The following is a 16,922-nucleotide window of genomic DNA, read 5'->3' on the forward strand; positions in this document are numbered from 1 at the left end:
AAACACGCCGTTGGTCACCGCTTTGGCGAAGTTCAGCATGTCGGGCTGCACGCCGTAATAGTCAGACGCAAAGGCGGTGACCAGACGGACAAACCCGGTGATCACCTCGACAAAGATCAGCAAAATGCCTTGCTTGTCGCAAATCTCCCTGAGCCTATTCAGGTAACCCTGCTGAGGCACGTACCAGCCCGCACAGCCCGCCACCGGCTCCACGATCACGGCGGCGATGTTGCTCGGGTCGTGCAGCGGCAAGATGCGGATTTCCAGCTCCAGCAGCAGGTCTTCGCTCCACACCGGCTCGGCGTTGTGGATGTAGGCATGGTTCACCGGGTCGTGGATGAAGCGCATGTGGTCCACCCGCGGCAGCAGGCTGGTGCCGTACACCTTGCGGTTGGCCGGAATGCCACCGACCGACATGCCCCCAAAACCCACGCCATGGTAGCCGCGCTCGCGGCCAATGAAGATGTTGCGGTGGCCCTCGCCGCGCGCGCGGTGGTAGGCCAGCGCCACCTTCAGCGACGTGTCGGCCGCCTCCGAGCCCGAGTTGCAGAACAGCACCTTGTTCAGGTCGCCCGGCGCCATGGCCGCAATCATCTCGGCAGCGCGAAACGCCTTGTCGTTGCTCACACTGAACGCCGTGGCGTAGTCCAGCGTGTCCAGCTGTTTTTTGATCGCCTCGTTGATGGGCTGGCGGTTGTGGCCGGCGCCCACGCACCACAGGCTGGAAATGCCGTCGATCACCTGGCGGCCATCGTGCGTGGTGAAGTGCATGCCGTCGGCGGCCACAAACACGCGGGGGTCTTTCTGGAAGCTGCGGTTGGGGGTGAAGGGCAACCACTGGTTGTCCATGCGAAGCTCGTGGGTCATGCTGTTGGCTCCTGTGCTGTTCGGTGAAACATGGGCGGTGCGGGATTTTGGCATCCCACACCCCTGCCAGTGGCTCCACTGCTGTGCGCACCGGCAGGCCCACCGGCGGCCATGCTGCGACAATCGCAGCGCCATGCAACACCACTACGTTCTCACCCTCTCCTGCCAGGACCGCCCTGGCATCGTGCACGCTGTTTCGGGCTTCCTGCTGGACAACGGCGGCAACATCGAAGAAGCGGCCCAGTACAACGATCCCGACACCGGCCTGTTTTTCATGCGGGTTCAGTTCGCCTGCGGCCAGCTCACCCAGGACGACCTGCGCGTGCGCCTGAAGCTGTTTGCCGAGCCCTTTGCGATGCAATGGACCCTGCACCCCATGGCCGAGCCGGTGCGCACGGTCATTTTTGTCAGCAAAGAAGGCCACTGCCTCAACGACCTGATGTTCCGCTGGAAGAGCGGCCTGCTGCCGCTGGACATCCGCGCCATCGTCAGCAACCACCGCGACTTCTACCAGCTCGCGGCCAGCTACAACGTGCCGTTCCACCACATCCCGGTGACCGGTGCCACCAAGGCACAGGCCGAGGCCAAGCAGTTGGAGATCATCCGCAGCGAAGGCGCCGAGCTGGTGGTGCTGGCGCGCTACATGCAGATCTTGAGCAACGACCTGTGCCGCGAGCTCTCGGGCAAGGCGATCAACATCCACCACAGCTTTTTGCCCAGCTTCAAGGGTGCCAAGCCTTACTACCAGGCGCACGACCGGGGCGTGAAGCTGATCGGCGCCACAGCCCACTACGTGACGGCCGATCTGGACGAGGGCCCGATCATTGAGCAGGACGTGGCCCGCGTGGACCACACCGACACCGTGGAAGACCTGACCGCCCTGGGCCGCGACACCGAAAGCCAGGTGCTGGCCCGCGCTGTGAAGTGGCACAGCGAACACCGCGTGCTGCTCAACGGGCACAAAACCGTGGTCTTCAAATAAGCCTCAACAGCAGGTTCAAGGAAACAACGGCATGACCATCCGCATCCCGCCCATCCAATGCCTGCTCACGTTCGAGGCGCTGGCGCGCCTGCGCAGCGTCACCCAAACCAGCGAAGAGCTGTGCGTCACCCCCAGCGCGGTGAGCCACCGCATCAAGCAGCTGGAACAAATTTTGGGCACCAAGCTGTTTGGGCGGGCCGACTTTTCCCTCACCACCGAGGGCAGCGAATACCTGGCCCATGTGCGCGAAGGCCTGGCCACCCTGCAAAAATTTCCCAGCAACACCGCCACCCCCGGGCGGCGCAAACTCAGGCTGGCGGTCACGCCCACCTTTGCGCGCTCCATTCTGCTGCCGCGGCTGAAGCAGTTCAGTGAGACCTACCCCGAGATCGATCTCACGCTGCAGGTGAGCATTCCCCTGCTGGACGTGGTGGCCGAAGACGCCGACCTGACCATCCGTTTCGGCACCGGCCGTTACGCCGACGTGGAGCACGTCTGCCTGATGAAGGACGAGGTGACGCCTCTGGCATCGCCTGCCTTCGCGCGCGAGCACGGCCCGTTTGACGCCCCCGAAGACCTGGAAGGCGTGCCCCTGCTGCGCAGCCCGCTGGAGCCCTGGCGCACCTGGTTTGCCGCCCACAACCTCGACTGGCCCGAACCCGTGGACGGCTCGCAGTTCAACGACATCGGCCTCATGTGCGACGGCGCCGCCGCCGGCATGGGCGTGGCGCTGGTGCGGCTCAAGCTGGCCGCACCCTGGCTGGAACACGGCACGCTGGTGCCGCTGTACGAACGCCACGTGCCCAGCCCGCACGCCCACTACCTGTGCTGGCGCACCGGGACCATGGACCGCTGGGAGTGCGCTGCCTTTGCCGAATGGCTCAAAAAAAGCCTGAGCTGAACCCCGTGCGGAGGAGGGCCCACGGCATCTCAGGCGCGAAGGGTTTCAGCACAGAATGCGGTGGAACCGGCTTCGCCGGGCCACTCGCATCGCCCCTGGGGGTGACGCCGCAGGCGGCGCCGGGGGTTATTCAATGGTCAGGCGCTGCCCACCGCTGGCGGTCTTCTTTGGCAGCGTCAAGCTCAACACACCGTGTTCGTAACGGGCCTTGGCCTGTGCCTGATCAATGTCGACCGGTAGCTGAAAACTGCGCGACACAGCGCCAAAATAGCGCTCGCTGCGCAGCAGCTTTTCATCGCGGTGTTGCGCATCCTGCTGCTTCACCTCAGCCCGCAGCGTGACCACGTTGCCCTCGACCGTGACCTGAATGTCCTCCTTGGGCACACCCGGCACCTCGGCCTGCACCAAGTAGGCGGCCGGGGTTTCTTTCACGTCCACCTTGATTTGCGCGGGCAAGGGGTCGCCGTGCAGAGGCTTCACATAAAAGCCCGGCGCCACGTCCTTGAAAAAATCGTCCAACAATCCACTGCGGGTCATCAATCCATTCATGATTCTGCTCCTTTGATGCCATGGGCTGGCGTGGGTTGATACAAATGAAAGGTGCCAAGCGGTTGAAACCGCACCAGCGCCTCACCCAAAAAATGGTGTTCAGGCGCAAAATTTTCAAGAGGCCCCGCAACTGCCGCCGGCCAGTTCACAAAACGCTGCAAGTTTCTTCAAACTCCGCGAACCGCTTTGGCCTAAACTGCCTTTCAGCCCAGCCCACCCCCACCGAGCCGACATGAACGCCCCCACCACACCCGCTCACGTTGCCCAGTTCAACCGCGCCAGCCGCCAGGCCGAGGTGGTTCGCGCCCTGAGCGCCGTGGTGCCGGCACACGCCCTGCTCTGGCAGGCCGAAGACACCGTGCCCTACGAATGCGACGGCCTCACCGCCTACCGCGAACGCCCGCTGGTCGTGGTGCTGCCCGAAACCGAAGCCCAGGTGGCGGGCGTGCTCAAAGCCTGCCATGCACTGAACGTGCCGGTGGTGGCACGCGGTGCGGGTACCGGCCTCTCGGGCGGCGCCATGCCCCATGCACGGGGTGTCACGCTGTCGCTGGCCAAGTTCAACCGCATCCTCAAGATCGACCCCCGTTCGCGCACGGCGCTGGTGCAAGGCGGTGTGCGCAACCTGGCCATTTCCGAAGCCGCCGCGCCGCATGGTCTGTATTACGCACCCGACCCCAGCAGCCAGATCGCCTGCACCATCGGCGGCAACGTGGCCGAAAACTCGGGCGGCGTGCACTGCCTGAAATACGGACTCACGGTGCACAACGTGCTGGCGGTGCGCGGCTACACCATCGAAGGCGAGCCGGTCACGTTTGGCGGCGAGGCGCTGGACACGCCCGGCCTGGACCTGCTCTCGCTCGTGATCGGCAGCGAAGGCATGCTGGCCATCACCACCGAAGTGACCGTCAAGCTCGTGCCCAAGCCCATGCTGGCGCGCTGCATCATGGCCAGCTTTGACGACATCCAGAAGGCCGGTGACGCCGTGGCCACCGTCATCGCGGCCGGCATCATCCCGGCCGGGCTGGAGATGATGGACAGGCCCATGACCGCTGCCGTCGAAGACTTCGTGCACGCCGGCTACGACCTGAACGCCGCCGCCATCCTGCTGTGCGAGAGCGACGGCACGCCCGAAGAGGTGGAAGAAGAAATCGGCCGCATGAGCGATGTGTTGCGCCGCTGCGGCGCCACCGCCATCGCCGTGAGCCAGGACGAAGCCGAGCGCCTGCGTTTCTGGAGCGGCCGCAAGAACGCCTTCCCGGCCTCGGGCCGCATCAGCCCGGACTACATGTGCATGGACTCAACCATCCCGCGCAAGCGCCTGGCCGACATCCTGATCGCCATCGGTGAAATGGAACAGAAGTACGGCCTGCGCTGCTGCAACGTGTTCCACGCTGGCGACGGCAACCTGCACCCGTTGATCCTGTTCGACGCCAACGACCCCGACCAACTGCACCGCTGCGAGCTCTTCGGCGCCGATATTCTGGAAACCAGCGTGGTCATGGGCGGCACCGTGACCGGCGAACACGGTGTCGGCGTGGAAAAACTCAACAGCATGTGTGTGCAGTTCAGCGCGGCAGAAAACGAGCAGATGTTTGCCGTCAAGCGGGCCTTTGACACCCAAGAGCTGCTCAACCCCGGCAAAGTCATTCCCACGCTGCAACGTTGCGCCGAATACGGGAAGATGCTGGTGCGCGGTGGCCGACTGGCACACCCGGAATTGCCCCGCTTTTAAGAAGGTTTGACGACCTCTCCCGAATCACAGCCCCAATTGAAGCATCGGGGTTGACGAAGCCATGGCATCACAGTTTACGGATGGAGTGTGTCGTTCAACCGTTTATCAACGGTTGCTCCCGCTTACTTAACCACCCCCAAAACAACCGTCTCAGACGCCAAAGAAACCGCAGATCCTGGATTCTTTTGAACGTGCTGCAAAACCACGGCCACCAGCGTCTTGTAGTTGAAGGGTTTTATGACGTGATCCGTCATGCCACAAGCCAACGCATGGGCCATTTCCTCGTCAGAATCGGCACCGGTCATGGCAACCACAGGCAAATGACACAGATCAGGGTCGGACCGTATCAAACCTACGGCGGTCAACCCATCCATGATGGGCATTTGCACATCCAATAAAACAAGATCCGTATTTCGACCATTTTTCTTTAACCACTCCACAGCCGTACAACCATTGCATTCCAGATGAACCGACGCACCCGCATGGAGCAACAGCTTTTCAGCCACCAAAAGATTGATTTTGCTATCGTCAACAACCAACAGTCGGATGCCTTCAAGAGGCGCTGCGGGAGCACCCGGTGGCATTGGTGTGCTTGATTCGCTACTCATTTATGGGCCTTCTGTGATTCGTGGAAAAGCTGTGCAAATGCAAAAACCAAAGGGGTTTGCTGAACTGCGTGCTTTTGGCATTTAAAAACCATCGAACGCGGTCTGCACCAAACGGCTTCTGCGCTTCTGCATTTTCAGCCTCCGACAATCCGTCTGAATAGATACAAACCTCATCCTGCGGATGGGCCCGCAGTTCCCCGTGCGCGCAGGTCGGAACGACAGAACCCATGCATTTTTCAAAAACCCATGGGTGTTCCCGTTTTTCAACCTAGAAACAGCAGTGGGACAGGCCCGAGTGGGCTGCCAGAGTGTGCACGACGCAGCGGGCTACGGCCCGCAAGGAAGCGCAACGCCGCCAGCGCGCACCCTGGCGGCTCAATCGGGGTGCAAGCGCATTCACCCAAAAATTGAGCTTTCTCGTAGGCAAATTCTCAGCATTCACAATCATTTCCAGCGGTTGGAGCGCGGTCAACTGCCGTTTCCAGGTTGAATCCAGCGCATTGCGTCATTTTCTTCACCAACGCGCTGAAAGCGGGTATTTCAGTTCAAGCGCCGTGGCACTTCTTGTATTTTTTCCCACTGCCGCAAGGGCAGAGGTCGTTGCGGCCGGGGGTCTCTGCCTTGCGCACGGACTCCACCCGGGGGCCCAGGCTCTGCCAAATTTGACGCAGGTCGTACACCGCCCAAATGGCGGCACCAAAGTTGTTCAGGCGTGCATCGCTCACGCTGGGTGGGCCGTCGTCGCTGTGCATGCACACCGTGGGCGTGTCGGTGTCGTCTTCCGTCAGCTCCACGATCGCGTCCAGTGCGTCGTTCAGCATGGCCGCCGCTTCTTTGTCGCGCGGTGCGGCCCATTCTTCGGCCCAGTTTTCCACCACAAACATGAAGCCCAGCGCCCACACCTGGCCAAACGCCGGCAGCTCTTGGTCGCCGATTTCGGCGCGGGCTTCTTCGGGCAAACTGGCCACCGCGCCGCGCACGTCCATCACCTCGGGGTGGTAGCTGCGCTCGTCGTCCAGGGTTTGCACATCGCTGTTCAGCGCTGCAGCCACTTCGTTCCAGCGCCGTGTCCACAGCGTCATGAACTGGGCCCGTTGCGCCGCGTCGGCAAAGTAGGTGTCTTCTTCGTCGCTGCCGGCTGCACCGGGCGTGCTGTCGCCCGTGCCCAGCAGCACCGGGAAGAACTCGCTCGGCAAGATCAGGCGGCGCGTGCACAGCAGCGCGGCCATGGCGCCTTCGCAAAACTCCCATTGCGGCACCTCCTCGCCACGCGTGCGCAGGTCGTCCAGAATGGCGTCGAGCGCATCAAAATCGTCGTGGTCCATGGGCTCGGTGGGCAGGTTCGGGGCTTCGTTCGTCATGGCGGTGAAAGGGCAGTTTGGATGATGTCGGTCAGTGTAGCCTTGCTGCACACCTGAAAGACACCCTGCTGGGCCAATTCACCGCCACCCGTGCTTTGCCTTGTGCCTGCTGGCGGCGCTGCGGAACGTGCCCGTGCGGATCGCGCTGATTGGTTCAGACGTGTCCACGACCATGGTTGACACGCATGGGCTGAAGGTGGCTGCGGGCGGCACGACCCGCCTGCAGGACGCTTTAGCATTGCTTGCGGTGGGCGGGCCTCGCTGTGGCGGATCAGCCCGCCAACGCGGTTTTCACCACTTCCGCCAACGGCGTGGTCGGGCGGCCGATCAACTGGCTGAGCTGGTGGCTGTCGTCGAACAGGGCGCCTTTCGATGCGCCCACATCGGAGTCGGCCAGCAGCGCGGCGAAGCCTTCGGGCAGGCCCACCTGCACGAGCGCCGCCTTGTAGTCGGCTTCGGGCAGGTCGTTGTAGACCACGGGCTTGCCGGACTGCTTGGCGATTTCGGCAGCGAGTTCCGCCAGGGTGTAGGCGTTGTCGCCGGCGAGTTCGTAGACTTGGCCGGCCTGGCCTTCTTTCGTGAGCACGGCGGCCGCAGCGGCGGCGTAGTCGGCCCGTGCGGCGGAGGCGATGCGCCCGTCTTTCGCACTGCCCATGACGGCGCCGTATTGCAGCGCGGCGGGCACGCTGCCGGTGTAGTTTTCGGTGTACCAGCCGTTGCGCAGCAGCACATGGGGCAGGCCCGAGGCGCGCAACATGGCTTCGGTTTCTTTGTGTTCGGCGGCCAGGCCGAGCGGCGAGCTGTCGGCGCGCAGGAGGCTGGTGTAGGCCAGCAGCTTGACGCCGGCCTTTTGTGCGGCGGCGATGACGGCGGCGTGCTGCGGGGCGCGCTGACCGACTTCGCTGGACGAGATCAGCAGCAGCTTGTCCACGCCCTGGAAGGCGGCGTCTAGTGTGGCGGGCTGGGCGTAGTCGGCCTGGCGCACCTGCACGCCGAGCGCGGCGAGGTCGGCGGCTTTTTCAGGGCTGCGCACGGCGGCCACGATCTGGCTGGCGGGCACGGTGTTGAGCAGGTTCTGGATGACGAGGCGGCCGAGCTGGCCGGTGGCGCCGGTGATGGCAATCATGGAAAAACTCCTTGTGGGGATGAACAGAGGAGTGGAGAATACCGATAAAACAAACTTTTCGTAAGTACGCACACAAAGGTAAGTACCCCATGAATGCCAACGAGCCACCGTTGAACACCGAAGCCCCGGCCCTTGCCACGCTGATGGAGCGCGGCGAGCTGTTCGCGGCCGCGTGCCCCTCGCGCGCCGTGCTGCAGCACGTGACCAGCCGCTGGGGCGTGCTGGTGCTGGTGGCGCTGCTGGCGGGCACGCACCGCTTCAGCGACCTGCGCCGCAAGATCGGCGGTGTGAGCGAAAAGATGCTGGCGCAGACGCTGCAGTGGCTGGAGGGCGACGGCTTCGTGTTGCGCACGCAGTACCCGGTGGTGCCGCCGCACGTGGAATACAGCCTCACGCCAATGGGGGTGGAGGTGGCACGGCAGGTGGAGGGACTGGCCGACTGGATCGAGGTCAACCTGGCGCGCATCCTCAGCGGGCGGCGCGAGCGGGCCGACGCGCTGGCCGCGGATCAGCCCCGCCCAGGCGTGCGCCACGGCGTGCGGACGCTGGCATGAACGCCACGCCGGGCCGTTCGCAAGCCAGCGCGCACAGCAGGCCGCAGGATGTGGCCACGCCAGTGAACGCCCAGGGACCGTTGGTTCTTCGGCCCGTGAACGAGGGCGTTTTCGCCGTGCTGGACGCCGCCGGCCAGCAGGTGGGCAACTTGAAACGCATCGGCGCGGTGTGGAAATTCAAGGCCATGGGCACCACCTTGCAGGGTGAGGTGGTGCCGGGCGGAGGACCGCTGACGGCGCGGCACAACGCGGTGTTTGAGCGGCCGGATGCGGACGAGGTGAGCGCTGGCTTGCAGGCAGGCTGAGCGCCGTTGCCTTGCGCCAGCATTTGAACGACATGCCCAACCAGGTGCACCACCGCAACGACAGCACCGCCATCAACAAGGACGGCAAACCCATCGCCGCGCTGGTGGATGCGTGTCTGTGCGCCCGCATCCTGGAAACGGGAGAAGCTCAGACCACGGCGAAACGCCCGCGCAGGTAGCTGATGATCGCGGTCGAGTCGAGCAGCCACTGGCTCTGACCCGCCGCGTCGGTGATCTTCAGGCAAGGCACCTGGGTCGCGCCGCTGCCCTGCAGCAGTTCGGCGCGGTTCGCCGCGTTGTGCTGCGCGTCGCGCTGTTCGATGGGCAGCGAGAGGCGGCGCATTTCCTGCCGCACCTTGATGCAGAACGGGCAGGTGCTGAACTGGTAGAGCGCGAGGTTTTGGCACTGCAGGTTCACCGTGGTTTGCGCAGCGGGCTCGCGCACCACGCCGCACGGCTGGGTGAGACGCTCCTTCAGCAGCATGAACGGCCCCAGCACGGTGCGCACGGTTCTGAAGAAAGCGCGGATGATTGTTTTCATGGGGTGATCTGTAGAGGTTGGGTTGCAGAAGGCGCCCATTGGCGGCGCACGCTCACGCCGAGCCGGGCCAGGCGCCTGGCCATGCACAGCACGGCCTTGTCTTTGCTCAGCAGGGTGGCGGTGTGGGCGACGGCAAGGTCGATGAATGGCTGGTCGTCGGTGTCTTTGCAGACATAGGGCGCCCTGGGCGCGATGCCGGTGAGCTGGGTGCGGGCGTCGAAGGCGGCGAGCGCGGTGTCGGCGCTCAACGAGCGTGCGGCCAGGCGCTTGACCACCTGCGGGTAGGCCAGCACGCGGCGCAACTCTTCGCGCATGACGGGCGTGGCGAACCAGCGGGTCTGCGGTTCGGCCAGCACCTCACGCAGCGGCACCGTGGCCGGGTCGTCGTAGACGAAAAGGTCCAGCACGACGTTGGTGTCGATCACCAGCGTCACTGGCGTGTCAGCGCTCACTGGACACCCCCCGCGCTGCGCACGGCGAGGCTGAGCGCCTTCGGAACGGCCTGGACGACGCTCATGCCGCTGGCGGGGTGGCGTCAGGGGCTCGCCGGGCGATCAAGTCGAAGCGGAACAGGCGGCATTCGATGGGGCCGTTCCACATCGGTACGCGGCGCGATTCCTTGAAGCGCATCTTGCCGGGCAGCTTGAGGTCGGGCGTGAGCAGCCAGGCGCTCCAGCCGGCATAGTGGGTTTTCCAGTGGGCGGCGAGCTGCTGAAAAAATTCGCTGCCGTCGCCGCCGTCGGCCATCTGGGCGCTCTCGCGGCCCAGCCGCGAGACCTCCGAATCCGCGCGGCCCAGGCCGGTCGCGGGTGGTGCGGCCTTGCCCGCCACCGTGAAGGTGCGCGGAGCGCGGGGTTCCATGCGCTGGGCACGGGCGCTGGCGCGGTCTTCCGAGCTTTGACCGGCCACGCCGGCCGCGGCAATGCGCTCGCCATAGGGCGGGTTGAGCAGCATCACGCCGGGCTTGGGGGTGGGGGGCAGGCGCTGCAGCGCGTCGCCGCCGCGCAGTTCCATGGCGTGGGCCACGCCGGCGCGCTCGGCGTTGCGCTGGGCAAAGTCGACCATGCGGAAGGACACGTCGCTGCCGAACACGATGGGCGGGTGGCCCTCGGGCCAGTCGCGTATGTCGCGCTCGGCTTCGTCCTGGATGGCGCTCCACACGTGGGGCTGAAAGGGCACCATCTTCTCGAACGCAAAGCGGCGCAGCAAGCCCGGTGCGATGTGGAGCGCGATTTGCGCGGCCTCAATCACCACGGTGCCACTGCCGCAGCAGGGGTCGTACAGCGGGGTGATGGCGTCCAGCGACTCGGCCTCGCCGCCGTTCCAGCCGGTGGCGGCGATCATGGCGGCGGCCAGGGTTTCCTTCAGCGGGGCGTCGCCCTTGTCTTCGCGCCAGCCGCGCTTGAACAGCGGCTCGCCCGAGGTGTCGATGTAGAGCGTGAGCTCTTCGGTGGTGAGGTGGGCGTAGATGCGCACATCGGGCCAGGTGGTGTTGACGCTGGGGCGTTCGCCGCGCTTGGCGCGAAAGCGGTCGCAGATGGCGTCCTTGATCTTGAGCGCGGCGAAGTTCAGGCTGGTGAGCGGGCTGTGCTGCGCCGTCACCTCGACCTTGATGGTCTGTGCGGGGGTGAACCAGATTTCCCAGGCGATGTCGCCAGCGGCGTTGTACAGGTCTTGCTCGCTGCGGTAGCCGCCGTGCCACAGCTGCACCAGCACGCGCTGGCTCAGGCGGCTGTGCAGGTTCAGGCGCATGGCGTCGCGCCACGAGGCCATCACCCCCACACCGCCGCGCGCCTTGAAAGCCAGTGGCTCGCCGGTGATGCGCTGCACCTCCGTGGCCAGGGAACCCTCCACGCCAGCGGCGCAGGGGAGAAAGAGTTTGAGTTGGTTCATGAGAAGTGGCTTCAGCAAAGGCTACGGTGCGTCCGGTGCGCTGACCCTTTCCAGCATGCACCACGGAGCCGGCTTGACCGGGCCGTGGGTGCAGCCCCTGGGGGTGGCGCGAAGCGGGGCGAGGGGTTACAAGCTTTTTCGCAGATTGGCCGGCGCAATGCGCAACGCTTCGCGGTACTTGGCCACGGTGCGCCGTGCGCATTCGATGCCTTGTTCTTTGAGCAGGTCGGAAAGCTGGTTGTCGGACAACGGTTTGGCGGGTTCTTCAGACGCGATGAACTGCTTGAGCAGCGCCCGCACGGCGGTGCTGGACGCGTTGCCGCCGGTTTCGGTGCCCAGCGACGACCCAAAGAAATACTTCAGCTCGTAGGTGCCGAACGGCGTGGCCATGTATTTGGCGGTGGTCACGCGGCTGATGGTGGATTCGTGCAGAACGTGTTCTTCGGCATTTTCGCGCAGCACCAGCGGGCGCATGGCGAGCTCACCGTGCATGAAGAAGTTGCGTTGGCGCTCGACGATGGCGCTGGACACGCGCAGGATGGTGTCAAAGCGCTGCTGGATGTTTTTGATGAACCAGCGCGCTTCTTGCAGCCGCTGCTGCATGGCGGCGTGGCCGGCTTCGCCACCAGCACCACCGTCGCGCCCGCCGCGGTTGCCGCGCATGGCGTTGGCGTACACGTCGTGCACGCGCAGGCGCGGCATGACTTCGGCGTTGAGCTGCACCTTGAAGCCCCGGCCGGCGCGGGTCACGATCACGTCGGGCACCACCACGTTGCGCTCCACGTCCACAAAGCGGCGGCCGGGTTTGGGCTCCAGCCGCGCAATGAGGCTCAGCGCAGCGCGGACGGTTTCGTCGTCAATACCGCACAGCGCGCACAGGCGCTTCACATCGCGCTTGGCCATGAGCTCCAGCGGCTGCTTGCAAATGGCCAGCGCGGCGCGGGCTTCGGGGCTGTTGCGCATTTCCTCAATTTGCAGCCGCAGGCATTCGCCCAGGTCGCGGGCACCCACGCCAGCGGGCTCCATGTGCTGCAGCCAATGCAGGGCGGTGGTGAGGCGCTGCTCCAGCTCCTCGCGCAGCGCTTCCAGACCTTCCGGGTCTTCAGAGGCTGACGGGTGGGACAGGCTGAGCCACGCCGCAGCCAGGTCGGCCAGGCTGTCTTCCAGGTAACCGTCGTCGTTGAGCGACTCGATCAACAGGTACAGGGCAGCGCGATCTTCGTCGCTCAGTCGCAGGCAGCGGGCCTGCTCGTGCAGGTGGTCTTGCAGGCTGACGGGCACGCGGGCCAGGTCGGCTGCGGTGGCGGTCTCGTCGTCGTCGCCCGATCCGCTGTTGCGCGCCGGAGCGTCGCCACCCCATTCGCTGTCGTCGGGCGCCATCTCCACGGTGCCGTCGCCTTCCCAGCTTTCCTCCACCGGGGTGGCGCCGTCGAGCCGGCCTTCCAGTTCGTCACCAGGCGTGCTTTCGGACGGGCTGTCGGTGGTCGAAACGCGCTCCGACGGCGGTGCCGCAACGTCTGCCGTGACGTGTGCGGCGTCGGTGATCTGCTCACCCGCGCTCACGGGCGCGTCGATTTGCTCCAGGCCAAACGCTTCCCGGTCGGCCACCTCCTCGGTCCGCTCCAGAAACGGGTTTTCGTCGAGCATCTGCTCGACTTCCTGCGCCATTTCCAGGGTGGAGAGTTGCAGCAGACGGATGGACTGCTGCAGCTGCGGTGTCAGTGCCAAGTGCTGCGAGACGCGGAGCGAGAGACCTTGCTTCATGAGCGGGCACCCGTCTGGGCAACGAAACGAAGTTCAACGGCGCCGCCGGCCAGAGCGCCAATGCCCCTGGCTGGCCGCAAACGGCATGGAGAGAAACACAGAGAGGCCATATTCATCACATCCTGAAGTGCTCGCCGAGGTACACCCGGCGCACGTCGGCGTTTTCCACGATCTCGGCGGGCGTGCCGCTGGTGAGCACGTGGCCTTCGTTGATGATGTAAGCGCGGTCGCAGATGCCCAGCGTTTCGCGCACATTGTGGTCGGTGATGAGCACGCCGATGCCACGCGATTTCAGGAAACCGATGATGCGCTGGATCTCGATCACGGCGATCGGGTCGATGCCCGCAAAGGGCTCGTCAAGCAGGATGAAGCGCGGGTTGGTGGCCAGGGCGCGGGCAATCTCCACCCGGCGTCGCTCACCGCCCGAGAGTGCGGGCGCGGGCGAATCGCGCAGGTGGTCCACGTGCAGGTCTTTGAGCAAGGCATCCAGACGCGCCTCGATGGCGGCGGGCTTGAGGGGTTTGCCCGCGTCGTCCAGCTGCAGTTCCAGCACGGCGCGCACGTTCTCGGCCACCGAGAGCTTGCGAAAAATGGACGCTTCTTGCGGCAGGTACCCCAGCCCGAGCCGGGCACGGCGGTGGATGGGCTGGCGCTCGATGGACTGACCGTCCAGCAAAATCTGGCCCGCGTCGGAGCGCAGCAGGCCCACGATCATGTAGAACGAGGTGGTTTTGCCCGCACCGTTGGGGCCCAGCAAACCCACCACCTCGCCTTTGTCGATGGCGAGCGACACGTCTTTGACCACCAGGCGGCTGCCGTAGGCTTTCTTCAGCCCGAGCGCTTCCAGGCGGCTGGTGGTGGGGCGGGTGTTGAGGCGGGCCGCCGCTGCCGTGGCGGGCGCCGTCACCGCTGGCCCTCGCCGATCTGGCCGCTGGGGCGCAGCGAAGCGGGCGGTGCGTTGGGGGCGGCGGTCGCACCGTCTTTGGGCACCGGCGTGAGCAGGGCCCGCACGCGGCCCGTGGGGTTGCCGGGGGTGCGGTTGGCTGCGCCACCGTCCACCGCAAACGTGTCGTTGCTGCTGTTGTAGGTGATCACACTGCCCGAAGTTTCGTCGTTGACTTGCGTGCCTTTGTAGCGCCGCAGGACCGCGCTGCCCATGAAGCGCACGGTCTCGGTTTGGCTGTCGTATTCAATGCGCTGGGCCTCGCCTTCAATGAATTCATCGCCCACATCGCGCTTCTGGCGAAAGAAACCGGGGCTGCCGGTGACGGTGCCGAACTGGTTGCCCTGGGCGTCTTGCCGCACTTCAACCCGGGCACCGCGGATGACGATGGTGCCCTTGGTGATCACCACGTTGCCGGTGAACACGCTGGTCTGGCGGGCGTCGTCGTAACGCAGCGCGTCGGCCTCGGCGTTCATGGGCTTGTTGCGGTCTGCACGCTCGGCCTGAGCCGCACCCACGCACAGCAGGCCGATCACCAGCACAGCGGCCAGTGAGCGAAAGAAGTGAAACAAGGGGAAGGTGGGCATGGCAATGTAGGGCACGAAACTTGCATTCATTGTAGCGGCGCGAACCCGGGTTTGCGGCTGTTGTGCAAGAGACTTTGCCGGCCCATAAAGCACGAAGCCCGCACGCGGCGGGCTTGTGAACAGACGCCGAGCGTCAGGCTTTGCGCAAATCGTCAATCAGCGCGTTGGCGACCACCAAGGTGCGCGGACCTTGGCCCGTCACATAGTAGCGGCCACCCACGCCGAGCGAGGGCGTTCCCTCCACTTGGTAAGCGTCTTGCATTTGGGTGGCCCGCCGGGCTTTGCCCGCCACAGCAAAAGAATTGAAGAAACCGGTGAATTTCTCGCGGTCCACGCCTTGAGCGGTGACCCAGGCGGTGATGGTTTCCGACGAGTTCAGGCGCTGCTTGTCCACATGGATGGCGCGGAACACCTTTTCGTGCAGCGCATCCACCTGCCCCATGGCGTCGAGCGCGTAATACAAGCGCTGCAAAGGCACAAAAGCGTCGTTGAAAGCCACCGGTGTGCGGCGCACCACCACATGGGCGGGAGCCTTCTTCATCCAGTCGCTGAGCAGGGGCTCAAAGTTGTAGCAGTGGATGCAGGTGTAGGCAAAAAACTCGAGCACTTCGATCTTGCCCGTCGGGCTGTCGACCGGGGCCGGGCGGCCCAGGCGCACGAAGTCAGCGCCCTCTTTCAGGCCGGCGAGCTGGGCGTGCGCAGGGGTGAGGGTCAGGGCCGCCGTGGCGCCCAAAGCGGTGGTGGCACCGGCCGCCAGCAGGGAACGGGAAAATTCGCGACGTTGCATGGATTCAAACTCCTGGTTGGGGCATTTGGGGGCTGCCGACGTGGGAAAAGTTCCCAGCACAGCGCTTGGGCGGGTTTCAGCGCTCCACGCGCACCAGTGCGGCTTCGACGCCGTTGATGTCGAGTTGCTCGCGGGTCACGTCGGCCATGGCTTTCTGGTTGAACGGCCCCACCCGCACACGAAACACCGTGCGACCCGACTGTTCGCGCTCCGTGATCTGGGCGTCGATACCGAGCATGGCCAGCTTGGCGCGCTGGGCTTCAGCGTCTTCGGCTGTGCGGTAAGCGCCGGCCTGCACAAAGTAGGTGAAGGGGTCGGCCGCAGTCGCATCGGCTGTGGCGGGCGCAGGCGCGGGCGCGGGCGTGGCCGACCCCAGGCGCGACCGCACCAGGTCACCCAGGGGATCGGCGGCGGGCTCGGGCCGGGTCGGCGCCTGCACTGCGGCAGGAACTCCGGGCGCAGGCAAGGCCTGGCCGTCGGCCGGGGGAACCACGATGGTGCCGGCTTCGAGGCCCGTGGGCACCGGTGGGGCCGCAGGCACTCCTTTGCTGCCCAGCGCGGCGTTGGGGTTCCATCCCTTGTTGCGCTCGGCTTCCTCCACATCTTGCGCGGGTTTGCGCGACACGCCGCGGTCCACGAACGGCACAGGCACGCGGGTCACATATATGGCCACCGACAAGGCCATGCCCAAGCCCACCAACAGGCCCACCACAAAGCCCACAAAGGTGCTGCCACGCTGCTGTCGGGCCGGCAAAGAAGGTTTTTTCATAGAGGATTCCAGGCTCACATTTTTTGCGGGGCGCTCACGCCCAGCACCGCCAGCCCATTGTGCAACACCTGGGCCGTGGCTTTCACCAGCGCCAGGCGGGCCCATTTCACCGCTTCGTCGTCCACCAGAATGCGTTCGGCGTCGTAGTAGCTGTGGTAACAGGCAGCCAGCTCGCGCAGGTAAAAGGTCACGTCGTGTGGCGCGAAGTCGCGCGCGGCGTCGCTCAACATGGCCGGGTACTTGGCCAGCAGCAGCATCAGTGCCTGCGCGGCCGGGCTTTGCAGCGCGGCCAGGTTCACGCTGTGGAGCGTGGCCGGGTCGCCGCCCTCTTTTTCCTGCCAGGCCGCCAGCACCGAGCAAATGCGGGCGTGCGCGTACTGCACGTAATACACCGGGTTGTCGTTGTTCTTCTGCACCGCCAGGTCGACGTCGAAGGTGTATTCGGTGTCGGGCTTGCGGCTGAGCAGAAAGAAGCGCACGGCGTCTTTGCTGGTCCATTCGATCAGGTCGCGCAGGGTCACATAGCTGCCTGCGCGCTTGCTGATTTTCACCTCTTCACCGCCCTTGACCACGCGCACCATGGTGTGCAGCACGTAGTCGGGGTAGCCCTGGGGAATGCCCACGCCTGCGGCCTGCAGGCCGGCGCGCAC

Annotated in this window: 21 protein-coding genes; 6 read left to right on the forward strand and 15 right to left on the reverse strand. The window is 65.1% G+C overall.

Annotation, left to right across the window (positions count from 1 at the left end; genetic code table 11):
- The coding region (locus Q7J58_RS22655) for an aminotransferase class III-fold pyridoxal phosphate-dependent enzyme (protein WP_304832351.1) at positions 1–867 on the reverse strand (867 nt) is incomplete at its 3' end.
- A gap of 133 nt (positions 868–1,000) precedes the next feature.
- Between Q7J58_RS22655 and purU the strand changes: the two genes are divergently transcribed.
- A complete protein-coding gene (gene purU, locus Q7J58_RS22660) occupies positions 1,001–1,849 on the forward strand; it encodes a formyltetrahydrofolate deformylase (RefSeq protein ID WP_304832353.1) in 849 nt (282 codons plus the stop codon).
- 31 nt (positions 1,850–1,880) lie between these two features.
- The gene (locus Q7J58_RS22665; protein WP_304832355.1) at positions 1,881–2,750 is read left to right on the forward strand and encodes a LysR substrate-binding domain-containing protein; all 870 of its coding nucleotides are present in this window, start codon (positions 1,881–1,883) and stop codon (positions 2,748–2,750) included.
- 126 nt (positions 2,751–2,876) lie between these two features.
- Here Q7J58_RS22665 and Q7J58_RS22670 read toward each other — a convergent pair whose 3' ends face one another.
- Positions 2,877–3,299 carry an Hsp20/alpha crystallin family protein gene (locus Q7J58_RS22670; RefSeq protein WP_304832356.1) on the reverse strand — a complete coding sequence of 141 codons (423 nt, stop codon included), beginning with the start codon at positions 3,297–3,299 and terminating at the stop codon, positions 2,877–2,879.
- The gene (locus Q7J58_RS22675; protein WP_304832358.1) at positions 3,296–3,460 is read right to left on the reverse strand and encodes a hypothetical protein; all 165 of its coding nucleotides are present in this window, start codon (positions 3,458–3,460) and stop codon (positions 3,296–3,298) included. Before Q7J58_RS22675 ends, Q7J58_RS22670 begins: the two co-directional genes overlap by 4 nt.
- Before the next feature lie 71 nt (positions 3,461–3,531).
- Here Q7J58_RS22675 and Q7J58_RS22680 point away from each other — a divergent pair, with 71 nt between their 5' ends.
- Positions 3,532–5,034, forward strand: coding sequence for an FAD-linked oxidase C-terminal domain-containing protein (locus Q7J58_RS22680; RefSeq protein ID WP_304832359.1), 1,503 nt, complete (start codon positions 3,532–3,534; stop codon positions 5,032–5,034).
- Positions 5,035–5,156: 122 nt separating this feature from the next.
- Here the strand turns inward: Q7J58_RS22680 and Q7J58_RS22685 are convergent, their stop codons facing one another.
- The 3 genes from Q7J58_RS22685 to Q7J58_RS22695 all read right to left on the reverse strand — a co-directional run bounded on the left by Q7J58_RS22685 (position 5,157) and on the right by Q7J58_RS22695 (position 8,129).
- Positions 5,157–5,642 (reverse strand): response regulator, encoded by a 486-nt coding sequence (locus Q7J58_RS22685; protein WP_304832361.1) that lies wholly within the window; start codon positions 5,640–5,642, stop codon positions 5,157–5,159.
- 545 nt (positions 5,643–6,187) lie between these two features.
- On the reverse strand, positions 6,188–7,003 hold the full coding sequence (locus Q7J58_RS22690) for a UPF0149 family protein (protein WP_304832362.1): 816 nt from the start codon (positions 7,001–7,003) through the stop codon (positions 6,188–6,190).
- Positions 7,004–7,274: 271 nt separating this feature from the next.
- A complete protein-coding gene (locus Q7J58_RS22695; RefSeq protein WP_304832365.1) occupies positions 7,275–8,129 on the reverse strand; it encodes an SDR family oxidoreductase in 855 nt (284 codons plus the stop codon).
- 89 nt (positions 8,130–8,218) lie between these two features.
- Between Q7J58_RS22695 and Q7J58_RS22700 the strand changes: the two genes are divergently transcribed.
- From Q7J58_RS22700 to Q7J58_RS22710, 3 genes are read left to right on the forward strand one after another with little or no spacing between them, the layout of a single operon-like run.
- The gene (locus Q7J58_RS22700; RefSeq protein WP_304832367.1) at positions 8,219–8,683 is read left to right on the forward strand and encodes a helix-turn-helix domain-containing protein; all 465 of its coding nucleotides are present in this window, start codon (positions 8,219–8,221) and stop codon (positions 8,681–8,683) included.
- Positions 8,680–8,988 (forward strand): hypothetical protein, encoded by a 309-nt coding sequence (locus Q7J58_RS22705; protein ID WP_336623523.1) that lies wholly within the window; start codon positions 8,680–8,682, stop codon positions 8,986–8,988. Before Q7J58_RS22700 ends, Q7J58_RS22705 begins: the two co-directional genes overlap by 4 nt.
- A 23-nt stretch (positions 8,989–9,011) precedes the next feature.
- The gene (locus Q7J58_RS22710) at positions 9,012–9,167 is read left to right on the forward strand and encodes a hypothetical protein (protein WP_304832369.1); all 156 of its coding nucleotides are present in this window, start codon (positions 9,012–9,014) and stop codon (positions 9,165–9,167) included.
- On the opposite strand, the gene Q7J58_RS22715 is transcribed toward Q7J58_RS22710, so the two are convergent.
- The 9 genes from Q7J58_RS22715 to Q7J58_RS22755 all read right to left on the reverse strand — a co-directional run.
- A complete protein-coding gene (locus Q7J58_RS22715; RefSeq protein WP_304832371.1) occupies positions 9,137–9,529 on the reverse strand; it encodes a glutathione S-transferase N-terminal domain-containing protein in 393 nt (130 codons plus the stop codon). The genes Q7J58_RS22710 and Q7J58_RS22715 overlap by 31 nt on opposite strands.
- Entirely contained in the window at positions 9,526–9,981 is a 456-nt protein-coding gene (locus tag Q7J58_RS22720) for a putative toxin-antitoxin system toxin component, PIN family (protein ID WP_304832373.1), read from the reverse strand. Before Q7J58_RS22720 ends, Q7J58_RS22715 begins: the two co-directional genes overlap by 4 nt.
- Before the next feature lie 61 nt (positions 9,982–10,042).
- Entirely contained in the window at positions 10,043–11,422 is a 1,380-nt protein-coding gene (locus tag Q7J58_RS22725) for a THUMP domain-containing protein (RefSeq protein WP_304832375.1), read from the reverse strand.
- Positions 11,423–11,548: 126 nt separating this feature from the next.
- On the reverse strand, positions 11,549–13,186 hold the full coding sequence (gene rpoN, locus Q7J58_RS22730; protein WP_304832377.1) for an RNA polymerase factor sigma-54: 1,638 nt from the start codon (positions 13,184–13,186) through the stop codon (positions 11,549–11,551).
- Positions 13,187–13,301: 115 nt separating this feature from the next.
- The gene (lptB, locus tag Q7J58_RS22735; RefSeq protein ID WP_304832379.1) at positions 13,302–14,093 is read right to left on the reverse strand and encodes an LPS export ABC transporter ATP-binding protein; all 792 of its coding nucleotides are present in this window, start codon (positions 14,091–14,093) and stop codon (positions 13,302–13,304) included.
- Positions 14,090–14,731 carry a lipopolysaccharide transport periplasmic protein LptA gene (lptA, locus tag Q7J58_RS22740; RefSeq protein ID WP_304832381.1) on the reverse strand — a complete coding sequence of 214 codons (642 nt, stop codon included), beginning with the start codon at positions 14,729–14,731 and terminating at the stop codon, positions 14,090–14,092. Before lptA ends, lptB begins: the two co-directional genes overlap by 4 nt.
- A 118-nt stretch (positions 14,732–14,849) precedes the next feature.
- Entirely contained in the window at positions 14,850–15,503 is a 654-nt protein-coding gene (locus Q7J58_RS22745; protein ID WP_304832383.1) for a thiol:disulfide interchange protein DsbA/DsbL, read from the reverse strand.
- 76 nt (positions 15,504–15,579) lie between these two features.
- A complete protein-coding gene (locus Q7J58_RS22750; protein ID WP_304832384.1) occupies positions 15,580–16,272 on the reverse strand; it encodes an SPOR domain-containing protein in 693 nt (230 codons plus the stop codon).
- 14 nt (positions 16,273–16,286) lie between these two features.
- A partial coding sequence (locus Q7J58_RS22755; protein WP_304832385.1) for a DALR anticodon-binding domain-containing protein occupies positions 16,287–16,922 on the reverse strand: 636 nt, incomplete at its 5' end.

Origin of the sequence: Hydrogenophaga sp., assembly GCF_030656115.1 — a bacterium.
In the GTDB taxonomy this organism is placed as follows: domain Bacteria; phylum Pseudomonadota; class Gammaproteobacteria; order Burkholderiales; family Burkholderiaceae_C; genus Hydrogenophaga.

What these genes read in the sequence shown, in the direction of transcription:
- rpoN (WP_304832377.1), bottom strand. Translation starts at nt 13,186, where the DNA reads ATGAAGCAAGGTCTCTCGCTCCGCGTCTCGCAGCACTTGGCACTGACA.
- Q7J58_RS22695 (WP_304832365.1), bottom strand. Translation starts at nt 8,129, where the DNA reads ATGATTGCCATCACCGGCGCCACCGGCCAGCTCGGCCGCCTCGTCATC.
- Q7J58_RS22700 (WP_304832367.1), top strand. Translation starts at nt 8,219, where the DNA reads ATGAATGCCAACGAGCCACCGTTGAACACCGAAGCCCCGGCCCTTGCC.
- Q7J58_RS22715 (WP_304832371.1), bottom strand. Translation starts at nt 9,529, where the DNA reads ATGAAAACAATCATCCGCGCTTTCTTCAGAACCGTGCGCACCGTGCTG.
- Q7J58_RS22705 (WP_336623523.1), top strand. Translation starts at nt 8,680, where the DNA reads ATGAACGCCACGCCGGGCCGTTCGCAAGCCAGCGCGCACAGCAGGCCG.
- Q7J58_RS22725 (WP_304832375.1), bottom strand. Translation starts at nt 11,422, where the DNA reads ATGAACCAACTCAAACTCTTTCTCCCCTGCGCCGCTGGCGTGGAGGGT.
- Q7J58_RS22685 (WP_304832361.1), bottom strand. Translation starts at nt 5,642, where the DNA reads ATGAGTAGCGAATCAAGCACACCAATGCCACCGGGTGCTCCCGCAGCG.
- Q7J58_RS22745 (WP_304832383.1), bottom strand. Translation starts at nt 15,503, where the DNA reads ATGCAACGTCGCGAATTTTCCCGTTCCCTGCTGGCGGCCGGTGCCACC.
- Q7J58_RS22680 (WP_304832359.1), top strand. Translation starts at nt 3,532, where the DNA reads ATGAACGCCCCCACCACACCCGCTCACGTTGCCCAGTTCAACCGCGCC.
- Q7J58_RS22750 (WP_304832384.1), bottom strand. Translation starts at nt 16,272, where the DNA reads ATGAAAAAACCTTCTTTGCCGGCCCGACAGCAGCGTGGCAGCACCTTT.
- Q7J58_RS22690 (WP_304832362.1), bottom strand. Translation starts at nt 7,003, where the DNA reads ATGACGAACGAAGCCCCGAACCTGCCCACCGAGCCCATGGACCACGAC.
- Q7J58_RS22670 (WP_304832356.1), bottom strand. Translation starts at nt 3,299, where the DNA reads ATGAATGGATTGATGACCCGCAGTGGATTGTTGGACGATTTTTTCAAG.
- purU (WP_304832353.1), top strand. Translation starts at nt 1,001, where the DNA reads ATGCAACACCACTACGTTCTCACCCTCTCCTGCCAGGACCGCCCTGGC.
- Q7J58_RS22665 (WP_304832355.1), top strand. Translation starts at nt 1,881, where the DNA reads ATGACCATCCGCATCCCGCCCATCCAATGCCTGCTCACGTTCGAGGCG.